This window comes from Gordonia terrae (assembly GCF_051789125.1).
GTDB lineage: Bacteria > Actinomycetota > Actinomycetes > Mycobacteriales > Mycobacteriaceae > Gordonia > Gordonia terrae_A.
Window position 1 is genome coordinate 171,385 of sequence record NZ_CP196526.1, and the last position, 19,406, is coordinate 190,790.

At 67.9% G+C, this 19,406-nt stretch carries 11 protein-coding genes; 8 read left to right on the forward strand and 3 right to left on the reverse strand.

Features of this window, described 5'->3' with window-relative positions; all coding sequences use genetic code 11:
* Positions 1 to 91: 91 nt before the first annotated feature.
* Positions 92 to 1,177 carry an alpha/beta hydrolase fold domain-containing protein gene (locus ACSUZC_RS00790; protein ID WP_439031054.1) on the reverse strand — a complete coding sequence of 362 codons (1,086 nt, stop codon included), beginning with the start codon at positions 1,175 to 1,177 and terminating at the stop codon, positions 92 to 94.
* 528 nt (positions 1,178 to 1,705) lie between these two features.
* Between ACSUZC_RS00790 and gltB the strand changes: the two genes are divergently transcribed.
* From gltB to ACSUZC_RS00815, 5 genes are all read left to right on the forward strand, one after another.
* On the forward strand, positions 1,706 to 6,289 hold the full coding sequence (gltB, locus tag ACSUZC_RS00795) for a glutamate synthase large subunit (protein WP_439031055.1): 4,584 nt from the start codon (positions 1,706 to 1,708) through the stop codon (positions 6,287 to 6,289).
* A complete protein-coding gene (locus tag ACSUZC_RS00800; protein ID WP_439031056.1) occupies positions 6,282 to 7,736 on the forward strand; it encodes a glutamate synthase subunit beta in 1,455 nt (484 codons plus the stop codon). Before gltB ends, ACSUZC_RS00800 begins: the two co-directional genes overlap by 8 nt.
* 134 nt (positions 7,737 to 7,870) lie before the next feature.
* Positions 7,871 to 8,350: an SRPBCC family protein gene (locus ACSUZC_RS00805; RefSeq protein WP_439031057.1), complete on the forward strand. Its 480-nt coding sequence runs from the start codon at positions 7,871 to 7,873 to the stop codon at positions 8,348 to 8,350.
* A 58-nt stretch (positions 8,351 to 8,408) separates the two neighbouring features.
* Positions 8,409 to 9,080, forward strand: coding sequence for an HAD family hydrolase (locus ACSUZC_RS00810; RefSeq protein ID WP_439031058.1), 672 nt, complete (start codon positions 8,409 to 8,411; stop codon positions 9,078 to 9,080).
* A 74-nt stretch (positions 9,081 to 9,154) separates the two neighbouring features.
* Positions 9,155 to 9,838 carry a hemerythrin domain-containing protein gene (locus tag ACSUZC_RS00815; RefSeq protein ID WP_439031059.1) on the forward strand — a complete coding sequence of 228 codons (684 nt, stop codon included), beginning with the start codon at positions 9,155 to 9,157 and terminating at the stop codon, positions 9,836 to 9,838.
* Here the strand turns inward: ACSUZC_RS00815 and ACSUZC_RS00820 are convergent.
* Positions 9,816 to 13,169, reverse strand: coding sequence for a BTAD domain-containing putative transcriptional regulator (locus ACSUZC_RS00820; protein ID WP_439031060.1), 3,354 nt, complete (start codon positions 13,167 to 13,169; stop codon positions 9,816 to 9,818). The genes ACSUZC_RS00815 and ACSUZC_RS00820 overlap by 23 nt on opposite strands.
* Before the next feature lie 199 nt (positions 13,170 to 13,368).
* Here ACSUZC_RS00820 and ACSUZC_RS00825 point away from each other — a divergent pair, with 199 nt between their 5' ends.
* Both ACSUZC_RS00825 and ACSUZC_RS00830 read left to right on the forward strand, forming a co-directional pair.
* Positions 13,369 to 14,256 carry a cutinase family protein gene (locus tag ACSUZC_RS00825; protein WP_439031061.1) on the forward strand — a complete coding sequence of 296 codons (888 nt, stop codon included), beginning with the start codon at positions 13,369 to 13,371 and terminating at the stop codon, positions 14,254 to 14,256.
* Between the two features lie 140 nt (positions 14,257 to 14,396).
* The gene (locus ACSUZC_RS00830; RefSeq protein ID WP_439031062.1) at positions 14,397 to 15,074 is read left to right on the forward strand and encodes a DedA family protein; all 678 of its coding nucleotides are present in this window, start codon (positions 14,397 to 14,399) and stop codon (positions 15,072 to 15,074) included.
* A gap of 498 nt (positions 15,075 to 15,572) precedes the next feature.
* Here the strand turns inward: ACSUZC_RS00830 and ACSUZC_RS00835 are convergent, their stop codons facing one another.
* Positions 15,573 to 15,818 (reverse strand): RNA-binding S4 domain-containing protein, encoded by a 246-nt coding sequence (locus ACSUZC_RS00835; RefSeq protein ID WP_439033226.1) that lies wholly within the window; start codon positions 15,816 to 15,818, stop codon positions 15,573 to 15,575.
* Positions 15,819 to 15,959: 141 nt separating this feature from the next.
* Here ACSUZC_RS00835 and lysX point away from each other — a divergent pair, with 141 nt between their 5' ends.
* On the forward strand, positions 15,960 to 19,394 hold the full coding sequence (gene lysX / locus ACSUZC_RS00840) for a bifunctional lysylphosphatidylglycerol synthetase/lysine--tRNA ligase LysX (RefSeq protein WP_439031063.1): 3,435 nt from the start codon (positions 15,960 to 15,962) through the stop codon (positions 19,392 to 19,394).
* The last annotated feature ends 12 nt before the right edge of the window (positions 19,395 to 19,406 follow it).

The window sequence follows — 19,406 nt, forward strand, 5'->3', positions numbered from 1 at the left end:
CATCCACCAGGTGCGAGCGGAGCGATCCACGGAGGGCATCGGGAGGTGACGCGGTGGCCCTTCGTGGATCGTCGCCGGCGCTCCTCGCACCTCAGTGAGCAGGGGCCTGCCTGGAGCGAGTGGGTGCCGGCGCGGTGACGGTGATGAACCGGGCGGCCGTCGCGACCGCCTGACGCGCTTCCGACGACAGGCGCGGCATCAGCTGGAAGACGTGCCCCTGATCGGGCCACGCCTGGATCACCGACACCCCTCCGGCACCGATGATCTCGTCGTGTGTCGCGCGGGCGTCTGCCCCCATGACCTCCAGGGCGCCGTACTGGATGAGCGTCTTGGGCAACGTCATGTCCGGCGTCAGGCGGATGCGCATTCGCGGATGGTCGGGATCGGCGTCGCGTGTGTAGAGCCGCAGGATCTTCCGCGCCGACACCGCGTTGATGATCGGGTCGCGCACCCCGCTGCGCTGATTTCGAACAGCGAGATCGAAAGTCGGGTCGAAGAGCGGGGAGAACAGCACCATCGACGCCGGTTGCGGCGTCCCCGTCGCATGGTTGTCGGCGATCAGGTCGAGGGCCAGGTGGCCGCCCGCGGAGTCGCCGGCCACGATGATGTCCTCGGCGCGGTAGCCCTGCGAGAGCAGCCACCGGTAACCGCGGATCGTGTCGTCGCCCGCGCAGGGCCAGGCGTGTTCGGGTCCGAGACGGTAGTCGAGGGTGAATGCGGGCAGTCCGGTCTGGTTGCCGAGGCGACCCACGAGCCCCCGATGGGTTCCCGGTGAGCACACGACATATCCGCTGCCGTGCAGGTAGTAGATGACGGGCGACCCCGGACGCGGTGGATGCGCCCGCCGGCCGGTCACCCACTCGCCCCGGACCTGATGCCCCTCGAACCGCTGTCGGACGACCGTGACCACGGTGTTCGCCGGTGCCGGGCTGAGCCGTTCGATGGTCTGGTTCAGTCGCGGGCGGGTTCGTCGGATCATCTGGGCGGTCACCCTGGGGTGGCTGACACCGGCCGCGGCCATCATCGGCCAGGTGACACGCGCCAGGTAGGCGTTCACCGCGCGAGATCGCCGCGAGCCGTGCGGATCGACACCGAGCCGGCCGAACGGCTGATCCTCGGCCGGCTGCCGCCCGGCTGGGGCGGGAACCGGCTCTCCGGCGGGAACGGTGACGCTCATCACTCGACGGTAGAGCACCCGGGGTGATCGGCGCGGGTGATCGGCCTCCTGATCGTCCGAGCCTTCTGGGGCCCATGCCGCCTTCGCCTCGCGCATTCGCAGACGGGTCGTGTCTCACACCGTTTTCCGCGCCGTGTGAGGGGCGCCGAATCGCCTGGATCCCGCTCTGACGTGCACCGGCGGTGTCATTGTGGTAGCCGGATTTCGATAGTGGGCCCTCCGCGTGGAAAAATGTCTCACAATGCTCATACGGCCGCTCGCGGGCGGCCTGGCGTGCTGCGCGTTTCAGCTGCGATGAGCAGGGTGGTTCGGGTCCCGATGATGCGACCCGAAGGGACCGTCAGCAACGGCGCTGACCGGGACACACCGCCGCCTGTGATCGTCGGCTCTGCCCAGGTCAGCCCCGATGGGGGTGGATGACGACGACACCGTGGACATCGAGGTCCGCGGTCCGACACGGCCGGGTGTGGCCCCAGACATTGACGACGGGTAGTGCGTGCACCCCGCGCGCGCAAAGTGAGGCGAACTATGAAGCAGGCTCCGGGACCGGTGGGTCTCTACGACCCACGCAACGAGCACGATTCCTGTGGCGTGGCATTTGTCGTGGACATGCACGGCCGACGCAGTCGCGACATCGTCGACAAGGCGATCATGGCGCTGGTCAACCTCGAACACCGCGGCGCCGCGGGCGCCGAGCCCAACACCGGTGACGGCGCGGGGATCATGATCCAGGTCCCCGACCGCTTCCTGCGTGAGGCCGTGGACTTCGAGCTGCCCGCCGAGGGCAGCTATGCCACCGGCATCGCGTTCCTGCCCCAGGGCGCCGAGGATGCGCGCCTGGCCTGCGAGGGTGTCGAGAAGATCGTCGAGGCCGAGGGCCTGACCCTGCTGGGCTGGCGCGAGGTGCCCACCAACGAGAACTCGCTCGGCGCACTCGCCCGCGACGCGATGCCGACCTTCCGTCAGGTGTTCGTCGGCGGAGCCGAGGACATGGAGCTCGAGCGCCGGGCTTACGTCGTCCGCAAGCGCGTCCAGAACGAGCTCGGCAACAAGGGCGCCGGCGCCGACGGCCCGGGCCGCGAGACGGTGTACTTCCCGAGCCTCTCCGGACGCACCTTCGTCTACAAGGGCATGCTCACCACCCCGCAGCTGCGGGAGTTCTACGTCGACCTGCAGGACCCGCGTGTCGAGAGCTCGCTCGGTCTCGTGCACTCGCGCTTCTCGACCAACACCTTCCCGTCGTGGCCGCTGGCGCACCCCTTCCGGCGCGTCGCCCACAACGGTGAGATCAACACCGTCACCGGCAACGAGAACTGGATGCGGGCCCGTGAGGCGCTCATCGACACCGAGGTCTTCGGAGCCGAAGCGGAGTCGAAGATCTTCCCGATCTGCACCCCGGGCGCCTCGGACACCGCGCGGTTCGACGAGGTGCTCGAACTGCTGCACCTCGGCGGGCGCACCCTGCCGCACGCGGTCCTGATGATGATCCCCGAGGCGTGGGAACGCCACGAGTCGATGAAGCCCGAGCACCGGGCGTTCTACCGCTACCACTCGGCCCTGATGGAGCCCTGGGACGGACCGGCGTCGGTCTGCTTCACCGACGGCACCGTCGTGGGAGCCGTTCTCGACCGGAACGGTCTGCGCCCGAGCCGCATCTGGGTGACCAAGGACGGCCTCGTCGTGATGGCCTCCGAGGTCGGCGTGCTCGACATCGACCATTCCGACGTCGTCCAGAAGATGCGCCTGCAGCCGGGTCGCATGTTCCTCGTGGACACGGCCGCCGGTCGCATCGTCGACGACGAGGAGATCAAGGACGAGCTGGCCGCCGAGCACCCGTACGCGGAGTGGCTCGAGCAGGGCCTGGTCGCCGTCGAGGACATCGAGGCACCGCCGCACCAGCACATGGCCCATGATCGGGTCGCGTTGCGCCAGCAGGTGTTCGGTTACACCAACGAGGAGCTCAACCTCCTCGTCGCGCCGATGGCGAAGACGGGCGCGGAGGCACTCGGGTCGATGGGCACCGACACGCCCATCGCCGTGCTGTCCCAGCGTCCGCGCATGCTGTTCGACTACTTCCAGCAGATGTTCGCGCAGGTCACCAACCCGCCGCTGGATGCGATCCGCGAGGAGATCGTCACCAGCGTCGGCGGCACCATCGGCACCGAGGCCGACCTGTTGAACCCGGGTCCCGAGTCGTGCCGTCAGATCGAGCTGTCGTCGCCGGTCCTCGACAACGACACGCTCGCGAAGCTGGTCGAGATCAACGACAACGACGCCATGCCGGGCTTCCGGAGTGTCCACGTCCACGGGTTGTACCCGGTGGCCGAGGGCGGTGCGGGCCTGCGCAAGGCGCTCGACGAGGTGCGGGCCAAGGTCAGCGCGGCGATCGACGACGGCGTCAACCTGGTCGTGCTGAGCGACCGCGAGTCCGACGAGACCTACGCACCCATCCCGTCGTTGCTGCTCACCGCTGCCGTCCACCACCACCTGGTGCGCGAGCGCAAGCGCACCCAGGCCGGTCTGATCGTCGAGTCCGGTGACTGCCGCGAGGTCCACCACGTGGCCGCTCTCGTCGGTTTCGGTGCGGCAGCGGTCAATCCGTACATGGCCTTCGAGTCGATCGAGGACATGATCGAACGCGGTGTGCTCGGCGACGTCGACTTCGCCACCGCGCAGAAGAACTACATCAAGGCCGCCAGCAAGGGTGTGCTCAAGGTGATGAGCAAGATGGGCATCTCGACCCTCGCCTCGTACACCGGTGCACAGCTCTTCCAGGTGATCGGCCTCTCGCAGGAGACCGTCGACGAGTTCTTCACCGGCCTCAACAGCCAGCTCGACGGCATCGGCCTCGACGAGATCGCCGCCGATGTCGCCGTGCGGCACGCCATGGCGTTCTCCGAGCGTCCGTCCGAGCGCGCCCACCGCGAACTCGAGGTCGGCGGCGAATACCAGTGGCGTCGTGAGGGCGAGTACCACCTGTTCAACCCGGACACCGTCTTCAAGCTGCAGCACTCCACCCGCACCGGGCAGTACAAGGTGTTCAAGGAGTACACGAAGCTGGTCGACGATCAGGCCACCCAGATGGCTTCGCTGCGTGGACTCTTCGACTTCAACTTCGGCGATCGCGACCCGATCCCGATCGAGAAGGTCGAGCCGGCCAGCGAGATCGTGAAGCGGTTCTCCACCGGCGCGATGAGCTTCGGCTCCATCTCCGCGGAGGCCCACGAGACCCTCGCCGTCGCCATGAACCGCCTCGGCGGTCGTTCCAACTCCGGTGAGGGCGGCGAGGATCCGCGCCGGTTCACCCACGACGAGAACGGCGACTGGCGACGCAGCGCGATCAAGCAGGTCGCGTCCGGCCGGTTCGGTGTGACCTCGCACTACCTCAGCAACTGCACCGACATCCAGATCAAGATGGCGCAGGGCGCCAAGCCCGGCGAGGGCGGTCAGCTGCCTCCGCACAAGGTGTACCCGTGGGTCGCGGAGGTTCGTGGTTCGACGCCGGGCGTGGGACTCATCTCGCCTCCGCCGCACCACGACATCTACTCGATCGAGGATCTGGCACAGCTGATCCACGACCTGAAGAACGCCAACCCGCAGGCCCGCATCCACGTGAAGCTGGTCTCCGAGGTCGGCGTCGGCACGGTCGCGGCGGGTGTGTCCAAGGCCCACGCAGACGTGGTGCTCATCTCCGGTCACGACGGTGGCACCGGTGCCACCCCGCTGACGTCGATGAAGCACGCCGGTGCGCCCTGGGAGATCGGTCTGGCCGAGACCCAGCAGACGTTGCTGCTCAACGGGCTGCGTGACCGGATCGTCGTGCAGGTCGACGGCCAGCTCAAGACCGGTCGGGACGTCGTCGTCGCCGCACTGCTCGGCGGCGAGGAGTTCGGCTTCGCGACTGCGCCGCTGGTGGTCTCGGGCTGCATCATGATGCGCGTGTGCCACCTCGACACCTGCCCCGTGGGTGTGGCCACCCAGAACCCGCTGCTGCGTGAGCGTTTCGCGGGCAAGCCCGAGTTCGTCGAGAACTTCTTCATGTTCATCGCCGAAGAGGTCCGGGAACTGTTGGCACGCCTCGGTTTCCGCACGCTGCAGGAAGCGGTCGGTCATGTCGAGGCGCTCGACACGACCAAGGCGCTGGCGCACTGGAAGTCGTCGAAGGCGGGCAAGCTCGACCTGTCGGCGATCCTGACCCAGCCGGAATCGCCGTTCATGAATCAGGATCTGTACTGCTCCGGCGTGCAGGACCACGCGTTGGAGAAGGCGCTCGATCAGCAGCTCATCGCGCAGAGCCGTGAGGCGATCGATCACGGCACCCGCGTGTCGTTCAGCTCCAGGATCGCCAACGTGAACCGCACCGTCGGCACGATGCTGGGCCATGAGGTCACCAAGGCCTATGGAGCCCAGGGTCTTCCGGATGGGACGATCATCATCGACTTCACCGGTTCGGCCGGTAACAGCTTCGGTGCCTTCGTCCCCAAGGGCATCACGCTGCGCCTCGAGGGTGACGCCAACGACTTCGTCGGCAAGGGTCTCTCCGGTGGTCGACTCGTGGTCCGTCCGGCGCGTAACGCTCCCGAGGACTTCGTCGCCGAGCAGAACATCATCGCCGGCAATGTCATCGGGTTCGGTGCCACGGCCGGGAAGATCTTCCTGCGCGGCATCGTGGGCGAGCGCTTCTGCGTGCGCAACTCGGGTGTCACCGCCGTCGTCGAGGGTGTGGGCGACCACGGTTGCGAGTACATGACGGGTGGGCGGGTCGTCGTCCTCGGTGAGACCGGCCGCAACTTCGCGGCGGGTATGTCCGGCGGAATGGCGTTCGTGTACGACCCGGAAGGCAAGCTGCCCGACAACCTCAACACCGAGCTCGTCGACCTCGAGCCGCTTGAAGACGAGGACATCGAGTTCCTGGCGTCGGTCATCGAGGAGCATCGGGCCGAGACCGAATCCCCCGTCGCCGCAGCGATGCTCGACGACTGGGACAACGCCCAGACCAAGTTCGCCAAGGTCATGCCGCGCGACTACAAGCGCGTGCTGCTGGCCATCTCCACCGCGGAGAAGACCGGGCGAGACGTGAACGAAGCGATCATGGAGGCCGCACGTGGCTGATCCCAGAGGATTTCTCAAGCACCCCGAACGGGAGCTGCCCGACCGCCGGCCGGTCGATCTGCGGCTGCTGGACTGGAAAGAGGTCTACACCGACTTCGACAAGGGGCACCTCAAGACCCAGGCCAGCCGGTGCATGGACTGCGGTATCCCGTTCTGCCACAACGGTTGCCCGCTGGGGAACCTGATCCCTGAGTGGAACGACCTGGTCTACAAGGACCAGTGGCGTGACGGTATCGAGCGTCTTCATGCGACCAACAACTTCCCCGAGTTCACCGGTCGCCTGTGCCCGGCGCCCTGCGAGGCCTCGTGCGTGCTGGGCATCAATCAGCCGCCGGTCACCATCAAGCAGGTCGAGGTCGAGATCATCGACAACGCCTTCGACAATGGCTGGGTGACCCCGGTGATGCCGTCGGAGAAGACGGGCAAGTCGGTCGCCGTCGTCGGCTCCGGACCGGCGGGACTGGCTGCGGCGCAGCAGCTCACGCGTGCCGGGCACGACGTGACGCTGTTCGAGCGGGCCGATCGCATCGGTGGCCTCCTCCGCTACGGGATCCCCGAGTTCAAGATGGAGAAGCGCCACATCGATCGCCGTCTGGCGCAGATGGAGGCCGAGGGCACCGTCTTCCGCACCGGCGTCAACGTCGGCGTCGACATCACCGTCGAGCAGCTCCGCGCCGACTTCGACGCGGTCGTCCTCGCCAACGGTTCGACCATCGGTCGCGACCTGCCGATCCCCGGGCGCGAGCTCGACGGCATCCACCAGGCGATGGAGTTCCTGCCGCAGGCCAATCGGGTTCAGCTCGGCGACACCGTCGAGGGGCAGATCTCGGCCAAGGGCAAGAAGGTCATCATCATCGGCGGTGGCGACACGGGTGCGGACTGCCTCGGCACGTCGCTGCGTCAGGGTGCCGAGATCGTCCACCAGTTCGAGATCATGCCGAAGCCGCCGATCGAGCGCGCCGAGTCGACCCCGTGGCCGACGTACCCGCTCATGTACCGCGTCTCCTCGGCTCACGAAGAGGGCGGCGAGCGCGTCTTCTCGGTCAACACCGAGCAGTTCATGGGTGAGGACGGCAAGGTCACCGGCCTTCGCGCACATGAGGTCGTCATGCGCGACGGACGTTTCGAGAAGGTCGAGGGCTCGGACTTCGAGCTCGAGGCCGATCTGGTCCTGCTCGCCATGGGCTTCGTCGGACCCGAACGCGAGGATCTGCTCGACAAGATGGGCGTCGACTACGATGCCCGCGGCAACGTGAAGCGCGACAACAACTTCGCCGCCGTCGGCCAGCCGGGTGTGTTCGTCGCCGGTGACGCCGGACGTGGACAGTCGCTGATCGTGTGGGCGATCGCCGAGGGCCGTTCGGCCGCCGCGGCCGCCGACAAGTTCCTCGTCGGGGAGTCCGACCTGCCGGCGCCGATCGTGCCGACGCAGGTCGCTCAGCGCTGAGCCGACTAGCATCGTCGGGAACTCCCGCTCATCCGCACAGGGTGAGCGGGAGTTTCTCGTCTCGACGGTGGCGATGAGTTTCGGCTGCCCGCCGCGTCTGTACCGATGGATGAACCCATCCGCACGGAGTATCGATGGCCGACGGGCATCGACGGAGAGAACGGCAGGCCGACATGACCGAGGCACCCGGAGCGCGACTCACCCATACATTCGGCGCCGCTCCAGAGCGGGTGTTCGACGCCTGGACGACACCGACCCGGTTCGCGACCTGGTGGGGTGGCAGCGCGATAGAGGTGCCGATCGACTCGGTCGCCCTGGACGTCCGTCCCGGCGGCACCTGGACGGCGACGATGATCCTCGGCGAGAACATGCCCGAGTTCCACTGGCGCGGGGAGTACGTGGAGGTCGAGCGTCCGAGCAGGCTCGTCTTGACCATGACCGACGAGCCGGGTCCGGAGCGCGAACTGCTCAGCGCGGAGTTCGTCGCTGTCGGGGGAGGCACCGAACTCCGATTCAGCCAGACCGGCGGCAACATCTCGGCCGAGGATTATGTGTACGCCGCCGACGGGTGGCGTCGGGCATTCGAGGCGCTGGAGGCCCTGCTCGACGGGTAGGCGTCGCCGCGGTGTCGCCCCGCCCGTCGTCGGCGAGGAGCAGTGGCATCATCGGCACATGGCTGATCGGCAGCGACTGCCCGCCGGCGTTCGCGCGGTGGTGTTCGACGTCGGCGAGACGCTGGTCGACGAGTCCCGCATGTGGAGCGTCGTGGCGCGCGCAGCCGGGGTAACGCCGTTCGCGCTGATGGGCGTCATCGGCACATTGATCGAACGTGGCGAATCCCATCACAACGCATGGGGGATCCTCGGAGTCGATCGTCCGACCGTGCCCGTGGCGGTCACGGCCGACGACCTGTACCCGGATGCGCTCGGCTGCCTGGCGTCAGCGAGGGCAGCCGGTCTGCGGGTGGGAATCGCGGGTAATCAACCGGAATCGGTGGTCGACCAGCTGCAGGCTCTGGGCTGCGACGTGGACTCACTGGTGTCCTCGGCGGAGTGGGGCGTCGCCAAACCCTCACCCGAGTTCTTCGATCGGCTGGTGGACGCCACCGGCGTGACCGCGAGCGAGGTCCTCTATGTGGGGGATCGGCTCGACAACGACATCCTGCCCGCCGCTCAGTGCGGTCTGCGCACCGCGTTGCTGCGGCGCGGACCGTGGGGGCACAACCACGCCGATCGACCTCGAGCCGCGGACGCCGACCTCCACCTCGTATCGCTGAGCCAGTTGGCGGCGATCATCGAGGAGTCGGCGAGCACCCGAGACCGACCGGACTCCGCGGCAAGATGACTCCAAGTCACGGGTAAGTCGTGCCGCGCACAGTGGTTGCAGCAGTTCAGCAACCACGAATGCAGGAGATTCCCATGGCAGACCGTTCATCAACACGCACGACCACAACGCCCGTGCCGGACCTCACCGGCATGAAGATCGCGCACCGCGGAATGCTCGACGACACCCGTCGGTTCGCGGAGATCGTGTCACGCATCGCCGTCGGTGAACCGTGCGACCGCCGACGGCGTGAGGCGATCGTCGACTACCTGACGCAGCTGAATGTGTCGATCCACCATCACCACACCATCGAGGACGAGGTCGTCTGGCCCATTCTGGTCGCGTCGGCGGGGGCGGCGATCGACGTGCACGATCTGGAGGACGACCATACCCAGCTCGACGCATTGCTCGGCACGCTCGGTGCCCGTACGGCGGCATTCGCGCGTGCCGAGGCGGCCGACGCCGGTGCGGCGACGGACCTGGCCACAACCCTCGACCAGGTACATCAGTTGCTGAGCGAACACATCGCCGACGAGGAGAAGGTGGTGTTCCCGATCGTCGATCGCTACGTCAGCGTCGCGGACTGGGATCGCGTGGAGAAGGCCGCTCGCAAAGGGGCGAGCATGAGGTTCGAGGCGCCCAGGGTGCTCAGGCATGCCGACGAACGCGAACTCGCGAAGATGAAACAAGAAGCGGGGCCGGTCGTCCGCGCACTGCTCTCCCTGCTCGCGCGGAGCTTCGACAAGCGGGAGGCGGTCATCGCCGGCGTAGGTGGGTGAGTCCGGCTCGTACCGCGGCCTGCACCTGTTCCGCGGTCCGGCGATGCTCGGCCGCCGCGGCCGTGTCGTCGAGAAGGTCGGCGAGTTCGGCGAGCACCACGTCCATCGGTCCGAAGGCCACTGACCCCGAGTTCAGGCCGGCGATCGTGCCCGACCAGCCGCGCAATTCGTCGTACAGCTCGGCGGCCGCCTCGGTCATCTCGAGACGGACAAGGGCCCGCGCATGGAACACCGACATCGCCGTCCAGTAGAAGTCACGACTGATCGGCGGCGCGGTCGACGCGACACGTCGTGCCGTCTCGTGTTCGCCTGCGTCGAGCAACGCGATCACGTAGACCCACGAGATCATCTGCGGCGCGATCTCGTTGACCACCGAGAGAGGTTCGACGAGATGTGCGAGCGAGCCCCGGAACCACCCGACGACCATGTCGCCGACCAACCCGATCTCGGCTGAGTTGACCGCCCCCGCGGTGCGCAGGCGTTCGGTCAGAGCGCGGTACTCGCTCTCGGCCCGGTCGATGTCACCCCCGAGGACCTCCAGCACTGCGGAGAAGGCCGACAACACCACGACGAGCTCGCCGGCCCGGCCGCTCGACGCCGACCGCAGGCCCTGTTGCACCTCTGCGACGGCTCCCGGCAGGTCCGTCTCGGCGGCCCGCGCCAGGAATGAGAAGAAGTGTGCCGCGGCCTGATAGGCCAGTATCCCGGAGTCGCTCGCGGCTCGCGCGAACTGTTCGGTGTACTGCGGCAGTGCCCGGCTGAGGTCGGGCCCCAGGGCGGTGTACACGCGCGCGTTCCACGCCGCACACAGTGCTGCGTGATCGCCGCACCGGGTGGCGGCCACCACGGCCTGCTCGGCCAGCTCGATGGCCCGCCGGTCGTCGATGCCTTCGAGCTCGAAGACCGCCGACACCAGCAAGTGCACTCGGTCCTCACCTGAGGCGCGGGCGAGGGCACCCGTCATCGCCGCGATCAATTCCGTATCGGCGACGCGCTGGCGGCGGGTGGTCCAGATGACCGGTGCACGCCACGACGTCAGCGCGGCCATGATCAGGTCGTCGTCGCCCAGGTCCTGTGCGAGTGCGAGGGCCTGGCGGCGGCGCGACCGGGCCTCGTCGGTGTCGTCGCCGCGGAACGCCAGGGCTGTCACCAGGTGGGTCAGCGCCACGACCAACGCCGACCGTGCGTTCACGCCGGCGTCCGGGCGTGCGTGACCGGCCATCTCGTGCAGGTGCACGGCGCAGCGCCACAAGTCCGCCGAGTCTGCCTTGAAGTCGGTGCGGAACCTCGCGAGGGCCGCAACGGTCACCAGCCCGATCGCATGATCCGCGGTGTCGGAGCTGGCGCCGAGTGCGGCGTGGTGGGCGAGTTCGTCGGGATCGACCCCATCGGTCTGCTCGAGATAACGCACGATCTGCCAGTGCGATCGGCGCTTACGCAGGGCAGGAACGCTGTCGTAGACGGCATCTCGGACCAGAACGTGGATGAAGCGGATCCGTTCGGCGTCGGCCGTGAGCAGGCCGGCGGCCGCGGCCGTGTCGATGGCGTCGAGGACGGTGTCCTCGGCGCCGACCGGCTCGGCGGACCTGCTCCAGAGAGCAAGGACACCGTCGATCGGTGCGGTGCGTCCGAAGAGGGAGGCCAGCCGCAGTACCGTGGCGACCTCGGCCGGGAGTCGCGAGATACGCTGCAGAAGAACATTTTTCACGCCACTGGGCACCGTCTCGACAGCCTGTGACGGCCCACGGGACGCGACGAGCTTGGCCAGTTCTCGGACGAACAGGGGGTTGCCGTCGGTCCTGGAACGCAACAGATCGAGCAGGGAGGAATCTCCGGCGTCGAGCCCGACCGACGCGGCCAGTTCGCGAATACCGCTGTCGGAGAGACCCTTCAGTTCCATGTGGTCGACCGTCACGGCGGCCAGTGACGCGGTGGTCGCCAGCAGGTCCACGCCGGATTCCGATGCCCGGTGGGTGACCATCAGCAACACGGGCGAGCCGACCATCCAGGTGGCCAGCTGGCGCAATACCTGCAGGGTGGCGCCATCGGCTCGGTGCGCGTCGTCGAGTACGAGGACGATCCCCGCCGAGTCGGGGTGTGCCCCGCACGCCTGCACCACCCGTCGGGCGATGTCGAAGGTGCTGTCCAGCCCGGTATCGGCTGTCCGCTCGTCGGTCTCGAGTTGCTGCAACATCTCTCGCCACGCCCAGGCGGTGGGGGCGCCGTCGACCTCGGGACAGTGGCCGATCGCCGTGGTCCACCCGCTGGAGCGCAGACGGCCGACGAACGACTGCGCGAGGGTGCTCTTGCCGCCACCTGCCTCCGCGCTCACCCATACGACGCGGAGGCCGGCCGCGATCACGCCCTCGGCGTGCCCGAGAAGTGACGCCAGCTCCTCCTCGCGTCCGGCGGGCTCACGGTGATCAGACGGTGGGCCCTCGGTGAGCGTCGACCTCCGTGGTGTCGGGGCCTGGGGTGTCGGGGTCTGGGGTGTCGGGGCCTGGGGTGTCGGAGTCGGGGGCGCGATCGCGGCCTCGAGTGCAGGCGACTGCTGAAGGATGTCGCGTTCGAGCTGCTGTATCGCCGGCGCGGGATCCACGCCGAGTTCGTCGGCGAGGTACGACCGCAACCGGCGCAGAGTGGACAGGGCGTCCGCTTGCCGGCCGAGCCGGTACTGCGCCAGTGCCAGCAGCCGGAAGAACTCTTCCCGGGTCGGTTGGTCGTCGCACTCCGCGGCGAGCACCTGCACCGCCTGCGCTGCGCGGCCATGGTCGACCGCCAGCGACGCCCACTGCTCGATCGCCGACCGTCGGAGGTCGGAGAGCCGGGCGACTTCCGGCTGCGCCCAGGTCTCCGCCGAATGGGCACCGTAGGGTTCGCCGCGCCACAGACCCAGCGCGGCGTCGAGTCTTTCGAGTCGGGCCGCGGTCTCACCGTCGGTGTCACCCTCGGTGACGACGGCCTCGAACTCCCACACGTCCACACTGTCGACCGGTAGGTGCAGGGCGTAGCCGGGTTGCTCACTCACGAGGATCGTCGCCGGCGCGCGAGGCGGACGGGACGGTTCGATGACGCGTCGCAGGTTGGACACCTGAACCTGGAGGCCCGCCAAGGCCTTGGGCGGGGGTTCCCCGTTCCAGAGGTCGTCGATGAGCCGGTCGGTCGAGACCACCCGGCCGCGCCCCGCCACCAGTCGTGCCAGGACGGCCCGTTGCCGACGCGGGCCCAGGTCGACCGGCTCGGCACCCAGCGAGCAGGTGACGGGGCCCAACACCGAGATCCGCAGCGCTGGACGGACATCGTCGCTCGGACGCGCCTCCCGAGCCGCCATGTGTCATCCGTCCTTTCGCCGACACCGTCAGACTAACGGCGTCTCGTCGTTGCCGCGGCCTGCATCACGGGGAGGCGGTCATCGGTGTCGCTGGGGTGTTGTGAGTCCCGCAACGCGTCCTGCGCACGCCCGTCCTACACTCGCCGTATCGCTTCCGGCTCCTTCGGGCGAGCGGGTGAGGATGAAGGGAACGGGGATCATGCGTCGGATCGTCGCAATCACGTGTGCGGTGCTGTGTGCGGTGCTGAGCGGAGTCGGTGTCACGGCTCCCCGGGCGGATGCCGCCCCGCGCGGGTGTCCCGAGATCTACGTTCTCGCGGTTCCGGGGACATGGGCCAACGGCGTCAGTCCGGGTCTGCTCCGAGACGTCACCTCGGGCCTCGGGCCCGAGACGCGCGTGCAGTTCGTCGGATACGACGCGACCGCGTTTCCCTGGGAGAAGGCGATCTACGGCAAATCCAAGGCGCAGGCCGTCGCGAACACCACCGGTCTCGCCCTGCAGATGTTGCGCCGATGCCCGGGCACCCGCATCGCGCTGGTCGGTTACAGCCAGGGCGCGGACGCCGCCGGTGACCTCGCCAGCGAGATCGGCACCGGCCGCGCGGCAATCCGACCCGGTCAGGTGGCCGGGGTCGTGCTGATCTCCGACCCGCGACGGTCGAGGGAGGACAACCTGGTGGGACCGTCGCTACGCGGCGAGGGCAGCGGCGGGCCGCGTCTCGACGGGATGGGCTGGGTGCTGCCGCGGGCCTTCACGATCTGCGAGCCCACCGACGTGTACTGCAACGTGCCGCGCGACTACTACCTGACGCGCATCGTCGGCTACCTCGCCGAGACCAGCGACCCCACCCCCAGTCAGATCACGCAGTACCAGGCCGAGGCCGGTGCGATCCTGACCGAACTGCTGACCCTCGGTGGTCCCGGCGAGATCGTGCAGGAACTCGGCGACGACCGTGCCCGCGACCAGATCACATCGTTCAACCGATTCCTGCAGTCGGGATCGCACGGCTCCTACGGCGACTTCGAGGTGAAGCCGGGTGTCACCGCGGTGACGTGGGCCAACCGTTTCCTCGCCGGCCTGGCCTGACGACCCCTCTCGCAGGGTTCGGGACTGCAACGCTCTGACCTGCGGCGCGGGTGCTGGATTCGGACATCCGGCTAAAGTGGCGTCGACGTGGTCGCCGTCCGGCGGTGACCTGACCGCCCCCGGACAGACGGACGCCATCCTTGCCAACGCATCCCGCCATACTCGCCGCGACCGACCCAGCCCAAGGCCACGGCGGGTTCATCGGCTGGATCCTCGACCTGATGGACACGCTGGGCGAGGTCGGTGTCGGCGTGGCGATTCTGCTGGAAACCTTCCTCCCGCCCATCCCGTCGGAAGCCGTGCTGCCCGGCGCCGGCTTCCTCGCTTACGAGGGCCGGATGAACGTCTGGCTCGCATGGATCGCAGCGACCGTGGGATCGGTGGTCGGCGCCTGGATCTGGTACGCGATCGGTGCGGCGCTCGGCCGCGATCGCACGCGACGTCTGGTCGGTCGCCTGCCGCTTCTCGACTTCGACGACTTCGACAAGGCCGAGGCCTACTTCGTCAAATGGGGCGGGGCGGCGGTCCTGCTCGGCCGGTGCGTTCCCCTGGTGCGCTCGTTCGTCTCCATTCCCGCCGGCATCGAGAAGATGCCGTTCTGGCGATTCACCGCCTATACGACGCTGGGATCGGGCGTGTGGAACGGACTGTGGGTCGGACTCGGTTTCGGGTTCGGTCCCGCGATCGCACCGGTACTGGACCGGTGGAGCGGGCTTCTCTCCAACGTCGTGCTCGTACTCCTGGCGCTCATGGTGGCGTGGTTCGTCGTGAAGCGGATCCGGCGCCGGCGCACGCGCGCCTCGCACGTCGCCGACTGACCCCGCCGGCGCCCGCGGTCGTTCACGCAAACGAATCGCAGCCATCGATGCTGGTAGAGGCCGCGTCGCTCCCACGACGGTAACGATCACCGTGTCATCATCGATCTAGCCGACGTATGCGGCACTCGCCACCTCCGACCATCGGAGCGCGGTGTTCAGGCATGTCGGCCTCGCCGGGGGACGTGGCGAAAGCCACTCGAAAGTGCGGCGACACGGCCCGAATCCGCCGCTACAGTAGAACAAAGTTCAAGTCCGTTGTAACGAATATGAAGCACCAGGAAGTGATTGGTCATGAAGTTGGCTGACACAATTCACTCGCCCCGACGGGGCTCACTGTTGAACTCGCTCACCGGTGGACGACTCGGGGGCCGTCGCGAAGACACGACGATGTTCCCTGCCGAGGCCGAACGTCTGATCACCCCCGCCGAACTCAGGCGGTTCGGCGTTCGTTCGTAGCGTGCCGTCGCGGCTCGTCGACCTCGACGGGCTCCACGCACCTCAGGAATCAGACGGTCCGGCGTCCTCGGACGCCACGCGCACGCTCATTCCACCGACCGCCACCACGTCGCCGACCGTCAGTTGACGGCCGCGGCGGGTCTCCACCTCGTCGTTGACCGTGACCAACCCGTCGGCGATCACCTCTTTGGCCTCCGCGCCCGACTCGATGAGGTTGGCCAGCTTGAGGAACTGGCCGAGGCGGATGGAGTCGTCCCTGATCGTCACGTCGTACACCGCCCCGATCATGCCCGCACGCCGACCGACGGGCCACCTCGACGCCGCGTGACCTCCGGTCGCCACCCCGCCTTCTGACACAGATCTGTGCCGGACGGGGCCAATCCGCGTGGAGTGCCGGGACTCGCCGCGGTGGCCGTCTACCGTTTACGCATGGCCACCGACACCCCCCTCGCGCCGGTCGACCCCAGCGCTCGCGACGGACACCACGACGTCCCGCCGCGGACACCCACCGCAGCCGATCGGCGGTCGCTCGCGCTGCTGGACAAGATCAGACGCCCCACCGGGTTCGGGAGCAACGCGCCTCATGTCGCCGGCACGGTCGTGGGGGTGCTGGCCGCAATCGCCTTGGTCTCCAGCCTCTTTCCCGCACTCCGCCACCTGATCCACGACCCGCGGCGCTACGTCGACGATTACATCATCACCCTGCCGGACACCAGCTTCGCCTGGGCGTTCGTCCTCGCACTCATCGCCGTCGCGTTGTCGGCGCGCAAGCGGATCGCCTGGTGGATCAGCGTCGCCTACCTCGTGCTGTTCATGGTGGGCAACGTGCTCTACCTGGTGCCCTCGCTCGAGGACGACCTCGGCGTCACGTCGTGGGACCGCGCCAACATCTACATCGGCCTCGTCATCGACGCGATCGCGCTGATGTTCCTGCTGGCGACCTACCGCCAGTTCTACACACGCGTCCGAAAGGGTGCGATCCCGGCCGCGTTCGCCACCCTCGTCGCCGGCCTGGCCGTCGCCACGCTTCTGGGCTGGGCGCTCGTGTGGGCGTTCCCGCACACCCTGACCCGCGGCGACCGCTTGCCGTATGCGTTCAACCGGGTCGTGGCCTTCGGGGCGATCGATCAGGATGCCTCTTTCGACGGCAGGCACACCCACGTTCTGGTCAACGGCCTGCTGGGGTTGTTCGGAGCGCTCGCGCTGATCGCCGCGGCGTTCGTGCTGTTCCGCTCGCAGCGGCTGCGGTGGCTGATCACTGCCGAGGACGAAGCCCTCATCCGGGCACTGATCACCCGCTTCAACGACGACGATTCGCTGGCCTACTTCTCGACGCGCCGCGACAAGGCCGTGGTGTTCTCACCGGACGGCCGGGCGGCCATCACCTATCGGGTGGAGGTCGGCGTCGGCCTGGCGGGCGGCGACCCGATCGGCGACCCGGAGTCGTGGCCCGACGCCATCGCCGAATTCCTCACCCTCTGCGAGAAATACGGGTGGCACCCGGCCTCCATGGGTTCGAGTCCGCGCGGTGCGGCAGCATACGACGCAGCCGGCTTCGTCTCGCTCAACATCGGTGACGAGGCCATCCTGCACACTCGCGAGTTCAGTCTCAGCGGACCGATGATGAAAGCGGTCCGGCAGGCGGTCACCCGCACCCGCCGAGCCGGGGTCGGCGTCCGCATCCGGCGCCATTCCAAGATCTCGACAAGCTCGATCGACGGAAAACCGTCGGAGATGGCGCAGATCGTCGCGCGCGCCGATGACTGGCGCGACACCGACGAGGAACGCGGCTTCGCGATGGCGCTCTCACGTATCGGCGATCCCGCGGACGGCGACTGCCTGCTGGTGGAGGCGGTGATCGACGAGGGCACCGCTGCCGAAAAGGTCGTGGGCATGCTGTCGTTCGTGCCATGGGGACGTCGAGGGGTCTCGCTGGACCTCATGCGACGCGACCGACACGGACCCAATGGTGTCGTCGAGACGATGGTCGCCGAATTGTGCCGCGATTCCGAGCGACTCGGCATCACCGAGGTGTCCCTGAACTTCGCCGCGTTCCGCGCGTTCTTCGAGCAGGGGCCGCAGATCGGCGCCGGACCGGTGATGCGCATGGGGTACTCGGTCCTGATGTTCGGTTCGCGCTTCTTCCAGATGGAGTCGCTCTACAAGTCCAACGCGAAGTACATGCCGGACTGGCAGTCGCGGTATCTGTGCTTCGAGGACAGTCGCATCCTGCCGCGGGTCGGACTCGCCGCGATCGTCACCGAGGGCTTCATCACGCTGCCCCGTTTCGGTCGTGCCAAGCACTACACCCAAGGGCCGCCCTCGATTCCGCCCGGCGTCGACGCTCCTGCCCTGATCGCCCAACTCGAGACCGAGGCCTCCACTCCCGAGGGTGCCGTCATCCACCGTCCGGAACAGGTGCGGGTCCGGCTGGACAAGATGGACCGGCTCGTCGAGCGCGGATTCGACCCTTACCCACCGGCTGATCAGCCCACCCACACGATCGCGCAGGCGAAAGCCGAACCCGAGGGAACCGTGGTCACGGTGGCCGGGCGCGTCACCCGTCTCCGCGACTTCGGCAAGGTGGTGTTCGCCGACGTGCACGACTGGTCGGGAGAGGTGCAGCTCCTCGTCGAGGACTCCCGCGTCATCCCCGGGACCCCGGACTTCGGCACCGATGTCGATCTCGGCGACCTCGTACAGGCGCGCGGCATCGTCGGCACCAGCCGCACGGGCGAGCTGTCGATCCTCATCGACGCCTGGCGGATCAACGGCAAATGCCTTCGCCCGCTGCCCGACAAATGGGCGGGGCTCACCGATCCGGAGGCGCGCGTCCGGCAACGATACGTGGACCTCGCGATCAACGAGCAGAGCCGCAAGCTGTTGGCCACGCGGAGCCTGGTCGTGAAATCGCTGCGCGACTTCCTCGCCGCCCGAGGGTTTCTCGAGGTCGAGACGCCGATCCTGCAGCAGATCCACGGCGGCGCCAACGCCACGCCGTTCCAGACGCACATCAACGCCTACAACCTCGACCTGTATCTGCGCATCGCACCGGAGCTCTATCTCAAGCGGCTCTGCGTGGGCGGCGTGGAAAAGGTCTTCGAGATCGGCCGCAACTTCCGCAACGAGGGTGTCGACTTCAGTCACAATCCGGAGTTCACCAGCCTCGAAGCCTATGAGGCGCACAGCGATTACCTGAAGATGCTGGACCTCACCCGCGAGATGATCCAGCATGCGGCCACCGCTGCCTACGGAGAACCGGTGATCGTGCGGACCGATGCCGACGGCAACGAGGAGCGCGTCGACATCTCGGGCGAATGGCCGGTCAAGACCGTCCACCAGGTGGTGTCCGAGGGTGCGGGGGAGGAGATCACCCCCGAGACCTCCGTCGAGACACTGCGTGCCGTGTGCGACCGCCTCGAGATCAACCACCGACCGGACTGGGACGCCGGTCAGATCGTGCTCGAACTCTACGAACACCTCGGCGAGGACCGGACCACGTTCCCGACGTTCTACACCGACTTCCCGACGTCGACGTCGCCGCTGACCCGCGCCCACCGCAGCAAGCCCGGAGTCGCCGAACGATGGGACCTCGTCGCATGGGGCGTGGAACTCGGCACGGCCTACACCGAGTTGACCGATCCCGTGGAACAGCGACAGCGGCTGACCGAACAGTCGATCCTCGCCGCGGACGGCGACCCCGAGGCGATGGAACTCGACGAGGACTTCCTGCAGGCGCTCGAGTACGCGATGCCTCCGACCGGCGGACTCGGAGTGGGTGTGGACCGCGTCGTCATGCTGATCACCGGTCAGTCGATCCGGGAGTCCCTGGCATTCCCGCTGGCGAAGCCGCAGGACGCCTAGTCGAAGATCGAA

Bases quoted from the DNA above. Each gene is read 5' to 3' on its own strand.
- ACSUZC_RS00835 (WP_439033226.1), bottom strand. From the start codon at position 15,818: ATGATCGGGGCGGTGTACGACGTGACGATCAGGGACGACTCCATCCGC.
- ACSUZC_RS00825 (WP_439031061.1), top strand. From the start codon at position 13,369: ATGCGTCGGATCGTCGCAATCACGTGTGCGGTGCTGTGTGCGGTGCTG.
- ACSUZC_RS00815 (WP_439031059.1), top strand. From the start codon at position 9,155: ATGGCAGACCGTTCATCAACACGCACGACCACAACGCCCGTGCCGGAC.
- ACSUZC_RS00820 (WP_439031060.1), bottom strand. From the start codon at position 13,169: ATGGCGGCTCGGGAGGCGCGTCCGAGCGACGATGTCCGTCCAGCGCTG.
- ACSUZC_RS00810 (WP_439031058.1), top strand. From the start codon at position 8,409: ATGGCTGATCGGCAGCGACTGCCCGCCGGCGTTCGCGCGGTGGTGTTC.
- gltB (WP_439031055.1), top strand. From the start codon at position 1,706: ATGAAGCAGGCTCCGGGACCGGTGGGTCTCTACGACCCACGCAACGAG.
- ACSUZC_RS00790 (WP_439031054.1), bottom strand. From the start codon at position 1,177: ATGAGCGTCACCGTTCCCGCCGGAGAGCCGGTTCCCGCCCCAGCCGGG.
- lysX (WP_439031063.1), top strand. From the start codon at position 15,960: ATGGCCACCGACACCCCCCTCGCGCCGGTCGACCCCAGCGCTCGCGAC.
- ACSUZC_RS00805 (WP_439031057.1), top strand. From the start codon at position 7,871: ATGGCCGACGGGCATCGACGGAGAGAACGGCAGGCCGACATGACCGAG.